Here is a 16954-nt window from a genome sequence, read left to right as displayed (position 1 = left end):
ACGCGAAACTTAAGAAATTCTTAAGGAATGAAATTAAGTAGAAACTTTAAGAAAATACTGAGGAGCAAGGCTCAGTATTGTTGCAATCCTTTTTACTAATGTGAATAAAATAAGAGCCAACCGATGTGATCGGTTGGCTCTAAAGTTAGGTGTCACGTATTTTAATGGTCGTGCCGATTACATGGCTGCTTTTTTAGCTTCGTCTACCCATGCGTCGAACTTTTTCTGGTTCGCTTTAATCCAGCCATTTACATGAGACTCGATGTCTGCTGAGCTGTTCTTACCTTGGCTCATCATCATATTCTGCGCACTAACATCATTGATGTTTAGCTTGATGATTTCAAACAGCTTCGCTGCTGCTGGGTTCTTTTCAGTAAACTCTTTGTTCGCAACGATGCGCATAGAGTTCATCTCAAAGCCGTAATTCTTACCGTTCTCTAGCGTTGTGTCGATGTCCTTACGCTCACCAGGAAGTGAAGAGAATGGCACTTCTAACCACACAACATCTTTACCCGGAACTAAGACGCCACTTACCCAGTAAGGTGTCCAAGTGTAGTAAAGAATCGGATCGCCTTTTTTGTAACGAGAAATCGTGTCAGCGATAATCGCAGCGTAGTTACCTTGGTTGTGCGTTACTGTGTCACGAAGCTTGAACGCATCCAACTGATGCTCAACGACCATTTCACAACCCCAACCTGGGTTACAACCTGTTAAGTCCGCTTTACCGTCACCGTTGGCATCGAAAAGCTTCGCCAGTTTTGGATCTTTTAATTGACCAATATTTGTGATGCCATATTTTTCAGCGGTTTTTTTATCGATCAAGTAACCTTGCGCAGCACCACTTACATATTGACCTTTGCGGAAAAACTTATCATCACCGCCAGACATTGTGTACTTATCGGCGTGAAGAGGGAACCAACCTACTGCTAAGAAAGTAGCGTCGCCTTTAGCAATAGAGGTATAGCCTACGTTGTAATCCACTTCTTTAGTTGGTTTTACATCGTAACCAAGCTCTTCAAGTGCACGGTTTACGATCAATGTTTGAAACGTTTCCTCTGCAACGGTTGATTGAACTGGCTGAACAGTCACACCTTCACCCGGTAGTTCGCTTGCCACACCATAAGTTGAAAATGCGATAGTACTTAGAGCTCCAACAGAGAGCGCTTTCTTCCATGAATTATTCATTGATGTTTCTCCTAAGTTTTAGATCGTCTTGGTTCGTCTTTGTTTTCAGTTTTAATAGGTATGAAACAGGACCTGTGTGATACCAGCGAAGCTTGGTGTTACCCGCATTAACCCCTAATACTTGGGTAATACGGTCTAATAAAATGGCAAGAATTACGATGCCTAAGCCACCGACGGCAGCAAGACCCATATCAAGTCGGCCGATACCACGAAGTACCATTTGGCCCAAGCCGCCAACCGCAATCATTGAAGCGATCACGACCATAGAAAGTGAAAGCATCAAGGTTTGGTTTACCCCTGCCATAATCGTTGGTAACGCCAATGGCAATTGGATGCGGTAAAGCATCTGTTTTTTGTTTGCCCCGAAAGAGTGGCCCGCTTCGATTAGCTCTTCAGGTACTTGCTGAATCCCTAAAATAGTCAGGCGCACAACGGGAGGCAGTGCGAAAATGATGGTTACTACAACGCCAGGAACGTTACCAATACCGAATAGCATAACGATTGGCACTAGATAAACGAACGCGGGGGTCGTTTGCATTGCATCGAGTATTGGTCTAACAAATTTGGCTGCGGTTTGGCTTCTCGCCAACCATATCCCCATCGGTAGCCCGATAAGCAAACAGAAGAAGACGGCGGTTAAAACCAGTGCGAGCGTTGTCATCGCCTGTGACCAAGCACCAATTAGGCCGATAAAAACAAGGGATACAAGCGTTGAAAAACCGAGTTTTACATTGGAAAACTGCCACGCCAGCAAAAATAAAATGAGCACCATGATGGGCGCAGGTGTGGACACCAAAGCAGTTTCAAACGAGGTAAGAATAAAGTCGATTGGAACTCGAATTGCTTGGAAAACAGGGCGACCATGTTCCACCAACCAGTTCAATCCCGATTCTACCCAGCTATCAAGTGGTAGAACCGCATCTTGGAATGGGTTCATAATGTCGAATGGCGCTTGCTCTACAGTTTCTGAGCTTAACCAGTCATTACTTGGGGCAGCGTCAGCACCTGCACCTTGTGACCAAGGATCATCTTGTGCAGGAGCGGTATTCGACCAGGGATCATTGTTAGTTTGCTCTGAAGACATCGTGTTAATCCTTATCTAGTGTTTGTAGAAGACGTGATTTAGTCACGACACCAAAGTAAGTACCTTGCTCATCAACGACAGGTACGGCATAAGGAACGCCTGCAACTAGCCCCAAAATGTCATTGATTGACTGCTCTGGCTGAAGAGTGACTTCATCCGTCAATTGAGCACTGGCTAGAGAGCGGTTTTCTTTGTGAGCCAAACGTAGTGAGTCAAGAGACACGATGCCGGAGTATCGGCTAGATTTATCGACGACAATGCCGTAATCACGGTCATGATCCATTAGAATCTGCATCGCAGAGCCCGGGCCATCATTTTCCGATTTCTTAAAGACGGCGGCTGGTTTCTTGCGAGCGATATCTTTTGCTGTCAAGACACTTGCGATGTTTACGCCGCGGAAAAACGCTTCGACATAATCATTTGCTGGGCTGTGCAATATTTCATCAGGCGTGCCAACCTGAACAACCTCACCGTTTTGCATGATGGCGATACGATCACCAATACGCATTGCTTCATCCAAATCATGAGAGATGAAGACAATTGTGCGTTTGTCATCGTTTTGTAGACGAATAAGCTCATCCTGCATCTCAGAACGGATTAATGGGTCTAAAGCGGAAAACGCCTCGTCCATTAATAGAATGTCTGGGTCACAAGCCAATGCCCTTGCTAAACCCACGCGCTGTTTCATACCACCGGATAACTCGTCAGGGAAAGATTCTGCATAAGGGTCTAAGCCAACTCTTTCCAAGGCGGAAAGGGCACTTTTCTGACGTTCATTAACATCAATGCCAGCAAGTTCTAAACCGAATGCAGCGTTTTCGATCACCGTCATGTGAGGCATAAGTGCGAAACTTTGAAACACCATTGAGATATTGTTGCGACGAACTTCTCGAAGTTCGTCTTCAGAAATATGGGCAATATCTTTCCCTTTGAGATAAACACTGCCTTTCGTTGGCTCAATGAGTCGGTTTAGGAGTCGAACGAGAGTAGATTTTCCCGAACCAGAAAGCCCCATGATTACGAAAATTTCACCTTCGTTAATGGTGAGAGATACATCGTTTACGCCGACTGTTAAACCTGTCTGTTCAAAAATACCGTCCTTATCGATACCTTTTTCGATAAGCGAGAAGGCTCTTTCTGGGTCTTCTCCAAACACTTTATACAGTCCCTTAACTTCCAGTATGGGATCCATGTTATCTGTCCTTTTTTGTGTGTTTATAACTGTTTAACGATTTGTACTCTAATTAATTTTAGTTCAACTTTCAACGAATGGGGTTCGGTTAACTGGATTTTATGTGCATACAATGAACAATGAAGGAGGTGTGGTTAAATAGTATCTTTATTAACAAAAATAGATGCTTATGGTTTGTTTTTCCTTTGTCTAACTTTTCCATGACATTGGTTTGAATTTATTTTGAAGTTTTTAGTACATTTCAACTCAGCCCACCTGCATAGCTATAAGGAGAAATAGATTAGAGGTCTATATTTAAAAACATTAGAGCTCTAATTTTTGGTTGGAGTTTTATTCTGTGAACTAGGTTAGGTGTTGTTATTCTTAGATTTATTCATTGATTGATTTCAATCTTGGTGATATTTATCGCTGTAGTTTAGGCAACGTATGGAATAAAAGATGGAAGCCGAACAGTTAGAAGTGCTCAACTTCATTAGCCAGTACCCACCTTTCGATGATCTACCCGAAGAGCAGTTAAAAAAGATCGCTCTAAATGCCGAGGTTGCATACTTTCGGCAAGGCACAGAGATACTCAATTTTGGAGACACGATCCGCGACTTATATATGGTGAGAAGCGGCGCTGTGGAGATCTACCGACGTAAAGGCGAACTCTATAACAGGATTGACGCTGGTGGACTGTTTGGACAGATGGGGTTGTTAATGAACAACCGTGTGCGTATGCCTGCCAAAGCGATAGAAGACACCTTGGTTTACTGTATTCCGGAGGATATTTTCAACGAGCTTTGTGACGAGTTTGAAAACTTTGCTGACTACATGGAACTGGAAGACAGCGCGCGCTTGCGAAGCGCAATATCCAGCCGCTCAGAAAGCAATGACTTTACCACTGCCAAGGCACGTAAGATCTTAGCGAGAGATCCGGTAACGTTGGAGGCGACGGCATCGATTCAAGAAGCCGCGATACTGATGGCGGAGGAAAATGTCACCTCTTTGCTTATTGTTCGCCCAGCAGAAGAACTCACAGAAGAAGACGATGAACAACTACTTGGAATATTGACTGATCGCGATCTATGCATTCGCGTATTGGCTCAGGGCATTGATACCAATATTCCAGTGAGTGAGGTCATGAGTTATGACGTGGTGTCTCTGGATTACAACGCTTATGTCTTTGAAGCCATGTTAACCATGTTGCGCTACAACGTGCACCATCTCCCAATTTTAAAAGATAAAAAGCCGATAGGAATTATTGGCATGACGGATATTGTCCGTTATGAATCTCAAAACAGTTTGTTACTCGTTAGCTCTATCTTCCAACAAACCAGCGTTGAAGATCTCAAGCAAGTTTCTGAACAAGTGAAAGACTGCTTTGTACGAATGGTGAATGAAGATGCCAACGCTCATATGATTGGTCGAGCCATGTCGGTCATTGGTAGTAGCTTTAAACAGCGTTTGGCTGAATTAGCAGAGCAAGAGCTTGGCCCTGCGCCAATTCCGTATTGTTTGGTCGCTATGGGATCGATGGCCAGGGATGAGCAGTTAATTGTAACGGACCAAGACAACGCCCTTATTCTCGACAACAGTTATGATGTTGAGATGCACGGGGAGTACTTTGAAAAGTTTGCCAAATTTGTTTGTGATGGTTTAGCAGCATGCGGCTATGCTTACTGTACTGGCGACATTATGGCAACCAATCCAGAGTGGCGAAAAACCCGAGCGGAGTGGGAGGAGTGCTTTGGCAACTGGATAGATAACCCAACTCCTGAAAGGTTGTTAAACAGTAATATCTTTTTTGATTTATTAGGTGTTCATGGGCGAGTGAAGTGGGCGGAACAATTAAGCAGCTTTATTGTTAGGCGCGCGAAAAGAAACAACCGCTTCCTTGCATGTATGGCTTACAACGCGATACGTCGTACACCGCCATTGGGCTTCTTCAAAGATTTTGTTATGGAAAAAGATGGTCGTCACCGCAATTCTATTAACTTGAAAAGAAGAGGTACTGCGCCATTGGCAGATTTGATTCGAGTACATTCATTGGCAATTGGTTCCCGTTCGCAAAACTCGTTTGATCGATTAGACGATATTAATGATGCGGGCATTTTACCTAAAGGTCGAGGAATGGACTTGAGGGATGCAATGGAATTGATCTACATGGTTCGAATTCGTCATCAAGCACTCGATATCGAAAATGGAGATGAACCAGATAACAACATTGAGCCAGAGAACATGTCAGAGTTTGAGCGCCGAAACTTAAAAGCTGCTTTCCAAATCCTTAGTAATGCACAGAACTTCATCAAGTTCCGATACCAGAGAAGTAGCAAATAATGTGGTTCTCAAAAAAGGCAGCAAAAGATCAGCCGTTGTTGGATACGTCTCGGACGCCAGAGTGGTCAACGTTATTCAAACAGCTCGCGAAAGAAGCAAGAGACGAGAGGCTCAAACGTTATTACTCGACACCGATGGTTAATGGGGAAACACCAATTGAGGAAGTGCCATTTGTCTCGGTAGATTTTGAAACGACAGGTTTGAATGCGGAAGAGGATGCAATTCTCACGATTGGACTTGTGCCGTTTACCATTGATCGTGTTCAATGTAGTGGCTCTGCGCATTGGGTTGTTAACCCTAATCGTGAGTTAAACGAAGAGTCAGTCGTGATTCATGGCATCACTGATTCTGAAGTCAAAAACGCGCCCCAATTAACCCACATTTTAGGGGAAATATTGGATGCGCTGTCAGGCAAAGTTGTGCTTGTTCATTATAAAAATATCGAAAGGCAGTTTTTTAATAACGCGTTGCTAAATAGCATTGGGGAGGGGATACAGTTTCCCGTTGTCGATACGCTAGACATTGAACACGCGATACAGCGCCGTGAATGCAGTGGCCTATTCAATAAGTTAAAAGGTAAGAAGCCAGGCTCTGTCAGGCTGGGGCATGCTCGTGAAAGGTATCACCTTCCTGCTTATCAACCTCATCATGCTTTGACCGATGCGCTGGCAACTGCTGAACTGTTTCAAGCACAGTTGCAATATCATTTTACTCGAAGCATGCCAATCTCTTCGATTTGGCAATAAGCGTTGTTTATGATGAAGACAATAAAATGCAATGAAAGGTAGGGGGCTTTGCGATTATGATGGCGGACTGAGTAACCGCTTATAAGAACTATGTTTTTTGAACATGTGCTTGGTAGTGATGGGAGGTTTCATCACTCAAACTCCGACGAAAGTAATTTAAATTTGGTCACGTATTTTTAAGGAGATTATCCGTGAGCACCGATAATAACGGTGGCATTCAACGCCCCGATGGAAAGGTAAACGCGATAGACACTGACTATCAAATTGGTCAGGATAACGTCGCGTTAAAAGTAGGCCCGTTTGGCCTTGATATTCATAACCGTGTTTTTGCAATTTCTGGTTTAGCAATCATCCTATTTGTTGTAGTAACACTATTATTTCGAGAACAGGTAGAGCCGTTTTTCGCAGATCTAAGAGCGGGTTTGTTACACCATTTGGATTGGTTCTTTCTCGCATCTGGTAATATTTTTGTCATTGTCTGTGTTGGGTTGATTTTTACACCGCTAGGTCGTGTACGAATCGGCGGTACAGAAGCGACGCCAGATTATTCCTATGCGGGTTGGCTGGCAATGCTCTTTGCAGCAGGTATGGGTATCGGTCTGGTGTTCTTTGGTGTATCAGAACCTATGTCTCATTTTAGTTCTGCTATTGGTGGCGTGAACGTTGAGAATGGTGTTCGTACTGACTGGGCCCCTCTAGGTGGTGCAGAAGGCGATGCAAGTGCTGCATCTGCACTAGGCATGGCGGCGACGATTTACCACTGGGCGCTTCATCCGTGGTCAATCTATGCGCTATTGGCTCTTGGTTTGGCGATTTTCTCGTTTAACAAAGGCTTACCACTTACCATGCGATCCATTTTTTACCCACTGTTTGGTGAGCGTGTATGGGGTTGGACTGGTCACATTATCGACATTCTTGCCGTTGTCGCGACAGTTTTTGGTCTGGCAACGTCTCTAGGTTACGGTGCGTCTCAAGCCGCAACGGGTTTGAACTTCCTGTTTGATGTTCCAATGACGAATACTACGCAGGTACTATTGATTATTGGCATCACCGCACTCGCTTTAATCTCAGTTGTTGCGGGACTAGACAAAGGCGTGAAAATCTTATCTGAGATCAACATGGGTCTCGCTGCGCTTTTACTGCTTTTTGTTATTGTTGTCGGCCCGACGATCGCGATTTTAACGGGCTTCTTCGAAAATATAGTGTCATATGTGGCTAATATTCCTGCCCTATCAATGCCATTTGGACGAGAAGACGTAAACTATTCTCAAGGTTGGACAGCATTCTACTGGGCTTGGTGGATTTCTTGGTCACCATTTGTAGGTATGTTCATTGCGCGTGTATCTCGTGGTCGTTCAGTTCGTGAGTTCATTATTTGCGTTATCCTTATCCCTTCTTCTGTTTGTGTGTTATGGATGACCGCTTTTGGTGGTAACGCTATAAGCCAATACGTGAGCGATGGTTATGAAGCCGTGTTCAACGCGGAATTACCGTTAAAACTATTTGCCATGTTAGATGTGATGCCTCTAGCTGAAATTACATCTTTCGTCGGTATTATTTTGGTGGTGGTATTCTTCATTACCTCTTCAGACTCTGGTTCACTGGTTATTGATACTATTGCTGCGGGCGGTAAGGTCGATGCGCCAACGCCTCAACGCGTGTTCTGGTGTACGTTTGAAGGCTTAGTTGCGATTGCATTGATGCTTGGTGGTGGCCTAGCGGCAGCTCAAGCAATGGCCGTGACCACAGGCCTACCATTTACGATTGTTCTGCTTGTTGCAACGGTTTCCCTAGTAAAAGGCCTGATGGATGAACCTCGTCCAAAAGCGGTTTCTAAGAAGAAATCGAAATAACCAACATCAGCAGTTAAATATTTGAATAAAGCGGCATGCGAAAGCATGCCGCTTTTTTTTATTTTTGAATTTTTGCTGAGAAATGAAGACCATGGAGGACAGTTTTCTCTGTTCGTTTTTTATACTTATTCTTTAAGTGATTTTTTAATAAATTAGACCTCGAACTATTTTAAGATTTGGTTAAATGGCATATTATTGTGATCTCTATCACAAAAATATCGATAAAAAGGCGGATTATTTGATTTTTAGTCGCGAGGAATGCCCATAATAAAAAGGAAATTTAATTAGACCTCAAAGGATATGTATTTCCACATGATCACATCAGCACCTTGGGTTCTTTATCCAGAGATTGGAGAAGACTCAAGTAAAAAATGGATTTTTCGTGAGCCTAAAATCTCTGATGGTGACGACATTTACAGCTTAATTGCAGACTGTCCTCCATTGGACATGAACTCATCTTATTGCAATTTCCTACAGTCTACGCATTTCAGCAAAACCAGTATTTTGGTTGAGCAAAAAGGCGAAATCGCAGGTTTCATTTCCGGTTATCAGAAACCAGACGAGCAAGACGTTTTATTTGTCTGGCAAGTTGCAGTCTCACCTCGCTTTAGAGGTCACGGTTTAGCATTCCGTATGTTGAAAGAACTTCTCACCCGAGAGGAATTGGGCGGTGTTAAATCGGTAGAAACTACCATCACTGAAGATAATAAAGCCTCTTGGGCATTGTTCAAAAAGTTAGATGCGATGAACGGCAACTCTGGCCAAGTAAGCACATTTTTGGATGAAGAAGCCCACTTTAAAGGCAAACACGATACAGAATATTTGTATCGCATTCCTCTCAAATAATCCTCAAACAATAGGAATTAAAAACGGTCTCATCATGGATATTTTCAAAAAGCAGGAATCCAACGTACGCTCATATTCAAACAATTTCCCAGTCGTTTTTCGTAAAGCGAAAGGCTGCTGGCTGGAAACAGAACAAGGTGAACGATACTTAGACTTCCTTGCTGGAGCGGGATCTCTAAATTACGGCCATAACAACCCAGTACTTAAGCAAGCACTGCTTGAGTACATTGAGATGGACGGTATTACTCACGGTTTGGATATGCACTCAGAAGCGAAAGCATCGTTTCTTGAAGCGTTGGATACTTACATCCTTAAACCAAGAAACTTGGACTACAAAGTTCAGTTTACTGGCCCAACCGGTACTAACGCCGTTGAGGCAGCACTTAAGTTAGCGAAAAAAGTAAAAGGTCGCGACAGCGTCGTTGCATTTACCAACGGTTTCCACGGTTGTACAGCTGGCGCTCTAGCTGCAACGGGTAACCAGCATCACAGACAAGGTAACGGTTCTAGCTTAAGTAACGTCACTCGTATTCCATTTGAAGGTTACGCTGGCGTTGATGGTCTAGCATTGTTCGAAACCATGCTAAACGACAACTCTGCAGGTATGGATAAACCAGCCGCTGTACTTCTTGAAACTGTGCAGGGCGAGGGTGGTTTAAATGCTGCTTCAAACGAGTGGTTACAACGTTTGAGCAAAATCTGTAAAGCCAACGACATTCTTGTGATTGTCGATGACATTCAGGCTGGCTGCGGACGTACAGGTACTTTCTTTAGCTTTGAGCCGTCAGGTATTCAACCAGATATCGTGACGCTATCGAAATCGATCGGTGGTTACGGTTTACCAATGGCCGTCGTTCTACTCAAACCAGAGCTAGACCAGTGGAAGCCAGGTGAGCATAACGGCACGTTCCGTGGCAACAACCATGCATTTATTACCGCGGCGAAAGCATTAGAAATTTATTGGGCAAATGATGATTTTGAAACACACATCAAGCAGTGTTCAGACAAAGTAAGTGCTATTATTGATCGCTGCGTTCGTCGCTTCCCACAAATGTTTGTACAGAAAAAAGGTCGCGGCATGATGGTTGGTATTGAGTGTATCAACGGTGATATGGCATCTGAAATCGCGAAAAACTGTTTCGAAAACGGAATGGTAATTGAGACAGCTGGCCCTGACGACGAAGTCGTTAAGTTCTTCTGCCCACTTACGATTAGCGAGTCAGAACTAGACCAAGGACTAAGCATCTTTGAAAGTGCAGTGGAAACCATTGCTGCGAAACATTTCAAACAAGCATCTTAATAAGGATTATTAATTATGATCGTCAGAACACTCGATGAGTGTCGCAACAGTGAGCGACGTGTGGTTTCAGATAACTGGGAAAGTGTCCGTATGTTGTTGAAAGATGACAACATGGGTTTTTCTTTCCACATCACTACGATTTATGAAGGTACTGAAACACACATTCACTATCAAAATCACCTAGAATCGGTTTTTTGTATGAGCGGTGAAGGTGAAATTGAAGTCGTTGGTGGAGAAACTTACCCGATTAAACCGGGTACGTTATACATCCTTGATAAACACGATGAGCACTACTTGAGAGCTTATAAGAACAAAGAAATGGTAATGGCTTGTGTATTCAACCCACCAATTACCGGCGCTGAAGTGCACGATGAAAATGGTGTTTATCCTCTCGTTGACTAAAAGATAGAGGTGGGGTGCTTGTCGCCCCACGATCAACTATCTCTTCTTTTTTCTTTTAAAGTTACCAATCAAAAAAGGCTTATCATGACATTTACCGTAGAAAAAATCGGCGGTACATCAATGACAGCATTTGATGCTGTTCTCGACAACATTATTCTTCGTCCTAAATCGCCATACAATCGTATCTTTGTCGTCTCTGCATACGGCGGTATGACCGACGCGCTACTCGAATGTAAAAAAACCAGTAAGCCAGGTGTTTATCAGCTTATCGCGAAACGTGATGACAAATGGGAAGAAGCGTTAGCATACGTTGAAAGCCGTATGCTGCTCACAAATGAAAATATTTTCGCGGACCCAATGAATCGTATCCGTGCAGATAAATTCATTCGCTCACGTATTGCTGAAGCGAAAAACTGTATTGCGAACATTTTAGAAACTTGTCAGTACGGTCAGTTTTCGCTACGTCAGTATTTGCCTCAAATTCGAGAGTTTCTGTCGTCTATCGGTGAGGCGCACAGTGCTTACAACACGGCACTGAAACTAAAAAATATGGGTATTAACGCTAAGTTCGTTGACCTGTCCGGTTGGGACAATCAAGCGCCAAGGAGCCTTGATGAATCGATCAGTGATGCGTTTGCTGATATCGATGTGTCAAAAGAACTGCCAATCGTTACAGGTTATGCTTACTGTAAGGAAGGCCTAATGCACACTTATGACCGAGGTTATAGTGAGATGACATTTAGCCGAATTGCAGCGATAACAAAAGCGGATTTAGCGGTAATTCACAAAGAATATCACTTGAGCTCTGCAGACCCGCGTGTTGTTGGTCCTGAAAAAGTTTTGCCAATTGGTAGTACAAACTATGACGTAGCAGACCAACTTGCTAACCTTGGCATGGAAGCGATTCACCCAAATGCAGCCGCAGGTTTACGCGAGAGTGGTATTGAGCTACAGATTAAAAATACATTTGAACCTGAACACGAAGGCACTTTGATCTCTTCAAGCTACCGCCCAGGAGAAGACAAAGTCGAAATTATCGCAGGTAAAGAAAAGGTGTTCGCACTGCATTTGTTTGACCAAGCGATGGTGGGAAAAGCCGATAACGTTAGCTACGAATTAATGGAAATTATCTCTGATGCTCGCGTAAGTTTAGTTGGTAAAGAGATGAACGCGAACTCTATTACTTACTATCTAGGTGGCAGTACTGATAGCTTGAACAAAGTATTGTATAAAGCTGAAAAACGCTATCCGAATGCGTCGATTAAAGGCCGTATGGTCGCGCTGATTTCAGCCATCGGTTCTCAAATTGACACTAACAAGACACTAGCGAAAGGTGTACTTTCTTTGATGAATAATGGCGTAACGCCAGTTGCACTTCACTCATCAATGAGAAATGTAAACGTTCAGTTCGTCGTGGGTGATAAAGAATATCAGCGTGCGATTTGCGCGTTGCATGATGAATTCTTTCAGAGCAATAGTTTAACTAAATCGGTTAACGTAGCTTAGTTTATTCACGGTTAAAATATAAAGGAGAGCAGGTTTGCTCTCCTTTTTTGTTTTTCTGTGTTCTCAATATGGGCCCGCTTTGCATGGAGTAAACTACCGAGCTAAGTGTGTTCCCATCCCGAGATACAGATAAGCCAGCAGAACTCTGCTGGCTCAGTAACGCAATCTAGAGTGATTAATTAGATTACTTAACTTTATTCACTTCCTGTTTAAGCATTTCTAACTGCTGCATCTTTTCTTGCATCTGCAAAGAGTCGTAATTTAAAGAAGCAGGGTTCATAGTTGTACCGCGTTGCATTGGGTATTCAGGTAACGTTTTAAAGAAGTCGCCAACAACGTCTTGAATTGGTACAAACAACCACATGTTGTCTGCCATCCAACGTAGATACATTTGTGACTCGCTAGGACCTTTTTCAAATGGGTCAGCGCGTAAGTGAATGATTTTAGGCCAGTTTGGCACAGATCGCACGGCGTCGCTTAGGTTTCCTTCTAGAGTTGCAAAGTGAAGTTTCCAGTCATTCCAGCGTACTGCGTTTAGTTCACCATTTGAGGTGAAGTAGAGCAGAGACTCACGTGGTCCTTTCTCTTCTTTGCCCTCGAAGTATGGCATGAAGTTGTAGCCGTCTATATTGACACGCCAGTCTTTACCATTTGCTTTGTAACCTTCAGCAAGCTTTTCTTTCACGTCAGGAACGCCAGCTGCCGCCAACAATGTTGGCAACCAGTCTTGATGAGCCATCATTTCGTTGATTTTCGTTCCTGGCTTAATGACACCAGGCCAACGCACAAGTTGAGGCACACGCATACCGCCTTCCCAAGTCGTGCCTTTCTCACCGTGGAATGGGGTTGCGCCCCCATCAGGCCAAGTCATGGTCTCTGCGCCGTTATCTGTTGTATAAATAACGATGGTGTTGTCAGCAACGCCTAACTCATCGAGCTTGTCGAGCAATACGCCGACTTGATCGTCATGCTCTAACATGCCATCAGCGTAAATGCTAACACCGGATTTACCTCGGTACTTCTCTTGTAATCGGGTCCACACGTGCATGCGCGTAGAGTTATGCCAGATGAAGAAAGGCTTATCTGCTTTAACAGCTTTCTCCATAAACGATAAAGTGCTTTCGAGGAACTCTTCGTCCGCGTGTTCCATGCGTTTACGCGTCATTGGGCCAGTATCTTCAATCTTACCGTCGGCATAAGATTTAATTACACCACGAGGACCATAGCTTTTACGGAACTCTGGGTCTTTAGGGTAATAGTAGGTTTCGGGCTCTTCTTCTGCATTAAGGTGGTACAAGTTACCAAAGAATTCATCAAAACCATGATTGGTAGGTAGGTGCTTATCTTGATCGCCCAAGTGGTTTTTACCGAACTGAGCTGTCATATAACCTTGGTCTTTTAGTAAGTCAGCAATAGTTGGTGCCCAATCTGGAATCCCATGGTCGGAACCCGGCATACCAATCGTCAGCAAGCCAGTGCGAAATGGTTCTTCGCCAGTAATGAATGCTGCTCGACCGGCAGTACAAGATTGTTGGCCGTAATGGTCTGTAAACAAAGCCCCTTCGTTCGCGATACGATCGATGTTAGGGGTTTTGTAACGCATCATACCTTGGTTATATGCGCTGATGTTCCAGTAACCGACATCGTCACCGAAAATTGCAAGTATGTTGGGTTTGTCTGCCGCCATCGCTGCGCTGGACGTTGCTAACAGTCCGACGCCTACTGCGATTTTTCTCAATTGGTTTGCCATAAAAAACTCCAGGTGGTTGAGAGTAACGAGAAGCACAAGTAAACCTTGTGCTTAGGTGCTGCATAAGTTAATGATGTGTATAGAAAAATCCTCTTATACTCTTTATAACTATAAGTTATTGAGGGTGTTTAACTATTTGTTTCTAAATAAAAATACTTGTCATTCTGATGATTTGGGGAGGTTTTAAAAATAGAGATGGGTCACTAATGAACACCAGAGCAGGTTGCTGGTGAGACGAATAAGGTTTCAGCAAAAACACCGAGATACTCCCTAATCGGGGGACAAAGAATGGAGCACTCATTTTGACGGCCTTTCACTTCTAATTATTTGTATAACCAAGGGGTTAGCGACTATATTGATTCAAGTTGCACCATCTAAATACTAAGGATAGTTATGAGTCAGTGGGCAGGTCGGTTTCGGTGTCTATTTCTGGGCATCGTCATGGTGAGTGGTTCGTTTTTTTCCCAGGCATCAGTGATAGAGAGTCCCCAAAATACCACGAAGCTTGGGTTGGAATATGTTGGCACGCAAACGTGCGCGGAATGTCACCAACAAGAGGTGGAGGCTTGGAAGGGCTCTCATCACGATATGGCAATGAAACATGCAAACTCAGAATCTGTTCAAGGTAATTTTGATAACCGCACAGTGACGCATGATGGGCAACCCAACCGTTTTTTTAGACAAGGCGAGGAGTATTGGGTCAATATTCAAGGCCCTGATGGTCAATGGCATGATTATAAAATTAGCTACACATTTGGCTGGAAGCCGTTACAGCAATATATGGTGGAGTTTGAAGACGGTCGTGTACAGCTCATTCCTTTTGCATGGGATTCAAGGACGAAATCGGAAGGTGGTCAGCGCTGGTTTCACCTCTATCCAGAGACAACAACGACAGATGAGTTTTACTGGACTAACACTGGGCAAAATTGGAATTTCATGTGTGCAGACTGTCATTCGACCAATGTAAAGAAGAACTATGACGCAATCAAAAATACCTACAACACGTCTTGGTCCGAGATCAATGTTGGTTGTGAAGCGTGTCATGGCCCTGCAAATGGACACATCGAGTTGGCGAAAAAGTCCGCATCTACAGGAGGCTCTTTCGATACAGATAGTCACTATGGTTTTGACCGAAATTTATCTAAAGCGGTAACCGATTGGGTATTTGAGAAGGGCCACAGAACGTTACAACCAAAAGCAATCGCAGAAACAAACCAAGTTCAGACGTGCGCACAATGTCACAGTCGTCGAACGCAGTTAAATGAGACAGGTAATCACATTCAAGGCTCATTTTTCGATAAATACCGGTTAAGCCTGATCACTCCAGAACTCTACTACCACGATGGCCAAATTTACGATGAAGACTATGTTTACGGTTCATTTCTTCAGTCTGAAATGGCTGAAAAAGGCGTAACATGCACCAATTGCCACGATCCTCATTCGGCAAAGCTAAACATCCCAGAAGAGGCGGTATGTTCACAATGTCATATTGCGTCAGAATATACCCCGGAAAACCACACCTTCCATGAAGCGGGATCCAAAGCGTCACAATGTACGACTTGTCACATGCCAGAAACGACTTATATGCAAGTCGATCCTCGTAGAGACCACAGTTGGCACGTACCTAGACCTGACTTGAGTAAACACATCGACACGCCCAATGTATGTACGTCTTGTCATGAGGATAAGAATAACCAGTGGGCGGATGCGCAGATAGCCGAATGGTTTCCTCACTCTCAATACCGCAATCAACAACACTTTGCTGTCGCGTTTTATGCCGATGAAATTGGGCACAAAGGGGCGGCGAATGCTCTGGCTTACTCTGCTCAGGATTCATCATTAAAAGACATCATACGAGCTTCTGCATTAGAGCGAATGGGCGGTAATACTGACCAAAATACGACAGTTTCGCTCGCAAGGGCCGTTAAAAATGAGAATGAAATGATTCGGCTCGGCGCAGTCGCTGGCTCGTCTGGTTATGAGTTTCATGATCGATGGCGAATTTTAGAACCACTGCTGGATGATCCCGTACTTTCAGTTAGGGCGGAGGCGGCTTCGGTATTAGTGACCAGCTATGCGCAAATGACGCCGTTACAAAAAGATAGGATTCAACCATCACTTGTAGAGTACATGGACATTCAAAAGTTTAACGCCGATCGTGGTTTCGGCAGAACCAATTTGGCAAATGTATACCGCAGCTTAGGCGAAATCGATAAGGCAATTGCGTTATACCAAGAAGCGATAAGTATCGAGCCTTATTTCGAAAATAGTTACGTGAATTTATCGGACCTGTATCGACGCCTCGGGAAAGAAAAAGCTGCGCTCTCGGTGTTACAACAAGGGATGAAAGCTCAGCCTAAATCCAGCTCATTACCTTACAGTGCCGGTCTTTCTTTGTTACGCCAAGGCAAGGAAGATGAGGCCAAAGCTCTACTTAAACATGCCGCAGAACTAGGAAAGACTAACGCTCACTACTGGTATGTTTATGGTCTGGCTTTGGAAAAAAGTGACGTTCTGGAAGCCAGTAAGGCATTGCAGACTGCGTTTAAAGTTGGTGGGAACCCTCAACATTTATATGCTCAATGCGAAGTTCTAGCGAGAAATCATAAAAAAGGTGCTGTCGCTTTTGCTTTCGATAGGTGTCTAAAAGAGCTGAGTAATTATGCTCCTAAGCAGGCTATTGATCAGCTGAAAGCATCTATTGCGAATCTGTAGAGATTAAACACCAATAGTAAAAAGTGGAGCCTTTATCGCGCCACTTTCTCTACTTA

Annotated in this window: 12 protein-coding genes; 8 read left to right on the top strand and 4 right to left on the bottom strand. The window is 43.8% G+C overall.

Features of this window, described 5'->3' with window-relative positions; genetic code table 11:
• Window positions 1–177 precede the first annotated feature (177 nt).
• Genes proX through proV form a run of 3 tightly spaced genes read right to left on the bottom strand, consistent with a single transcriptional unit; the run spans window position 178 to window position 3461 of the window.
• Window positions 178–1185 (bottom strand): glycine betaine/L-proline ABC transporter substrate-binding protein ProX, encoded by a 1008-nt coding sequence (gene proX, locus MSG33_RS10105; RefSeq protein WP_005393392.1) that lies wholly within the window; start codon window positions 1183–1185, stop codon window positions 178–180.
• Window positions 1178–2269, bottom strand: a complete 1092-nt coding sequence (proW, locus tag MSG33_RS10100) for a glycine betaine/L-proline ABC transporter permease ProW (protein ID WP_046874899.1) — start codon at window positions 2267–2269, stop codon at window positions 1178–1180. The genes proX and proW overlap by 8 nt, the downstream gene beginning before the upstream one ends.
• 4 nt (window positions 2270–2273) lie before the next feature.
• Window positions 2274–3461, bottom strand: a complete 1188-nt coding sequence (gene proV, locus MSG33_RS10095) for a glycine betaine/L-proline ABC transporter ATP-binding protein ProV (RefSeq protein ID WP_005393388.1) — start codon at window positions 3459–3461, stop codon at window positions 2274–2276.
• Window positions 3462–3899: 438 nt separating this feature from the next.
• On the opposite strand from proV, the gene MSG33_RS10090 reads away from it, so the two are divergent.
• The 7 genes from MSG33_RS10090 (at window position 3900) to MSG33_RS10060 (ending at window position 12433) form a co-directional block, all read left to right on the top strand.
• Window positions 3900–5780 carry a DUF294 nucleotidyltransferase-like domain-containing protein gene (locus MSG33_RS10090; protein ID WP_006741594.1) on the top strand — a complete coding sequence of 627 codons (1881 nt, stop codon included), beginning with the start codon at window positions 3900–3902 and terminating at the stop codon, window positions 5778–5780.
• Window positions 5780–6526 (top strand): 3'-5' exonuclease, encoded by a 747-nt coding sequence (locus MSG33_RS10085; protein ID WP_248380899.1) that lies wholly within the window; start codon window positions 5780–5782, stop codon window positions 6524–6526. Before MSG33_RS10090 ends, MSG33_RS10085 begins: the two co-directional genes overlap by 1 nt.
• A 191-nt stretch (window positions 6527–6717) precedes the next feature.
• Complete coding sequence (locus MSG33_RS10080; protein WP_005393381.1) at window positions 6718–8379, top strand: BCCT family transporter; 1662 nt, start codon at window positions 6718–6720, stop codon at window positions 8377–8379.
• Between the two features lie 312 nt (window positions 8380–8691).
• On the top strand, window positions 8692–9225 hold the full coding sequence (ectA, locus tag MSG33_RS10075) for a diaminobutyrate acetyltransferase (protein WP_005393379.1): 534 nt from the start codon (window positions 8692–8694) through the stop codon (window positions 9223–9225).
• Window positions 9226–9259: 34 nt separating this feature from the next.
• Window positions 9260–10525 (top strand): diaminobutyrate--2-oxoglutarate transaminase, encoded by a 1266-nt coding sequence (gene ectB, locus MSG33_RS10070; RefSeq protein ID WP_248380896.1) that lies wholly within the window; start codon window positions 9260–9262, stop codon window positions 10523–10525.
• A 15-nt stretch (window positions 10526–10540) separates the two neighbouring features.
• A complete protein-coding gene (locus tag MSG33_RS10065) occupies window positions 10541–10927 on the top strand; it encodes an ectoine synthase (RefSeq protein ID WP_005393369.1) in 387 nt (128 codons plus the stop codon).
• An 84-nt stretch (window positions 10928–11011) separates the two neighbouring features.
• The gene (locus MSG33_RS10060; protein ID WP_193447123.1) at window positions 11012–12433 is read left to right on the top strand and encodes an aspartate kinase; all 1422 of its coding nucleotides are present in this window, start codon (window positions 11012–11014) and stop codon (window positions 12431–12433) included.
• Window positions 12434–12617: 184 nt separating this feature from the next.
• Here MSG33_RS10060 and MSG33_RS10055 read toward each other — a convergent pair whose 3' ends face one another.
• The gene (locus MSG33_RS10055; protein ID WP_248380893.1) at window positions 12618–14183 is read right to left on the bottom strand and encodes an arylsulfatase; all 1566 of its coding nucleotides are present in this window, start codon (window positions 14181–14183) and stop codon (window positions 12618–12620) included.
• Window positions 14184–14576: 393 nt separating this feature from the next.
• Between MSG33_RS10055 and MSG33_RS10050 the strand changes: the two genes are divergently transcribed.
• A complete protein-coding gene (locus tag MSG33_RS10050) occupies window positions 14577–16898 on the top strand; it encodes a multiheme c-type cytochrome (protein ID WP_248380890.1) in 2322 nt (773 codons plus the stop codon).
• Window positions 16899–16954: the final 56 nt, after the last annotated feature.

This window comes from Vibrio sp. 1CM7H, assembly GCF_023161645.1.
GTDB lineage: Bacteria > Pseudomonadota > Gammaproteobacteria > Enterobacterales > Vibrionaceae > Vibrio > Vibrio diabolicus.
The sequence above is the reverse complement of the archived record's forward strand: the minus strand, read 5'-3'. Positions and strand labels throughout refer to the sequence as shown.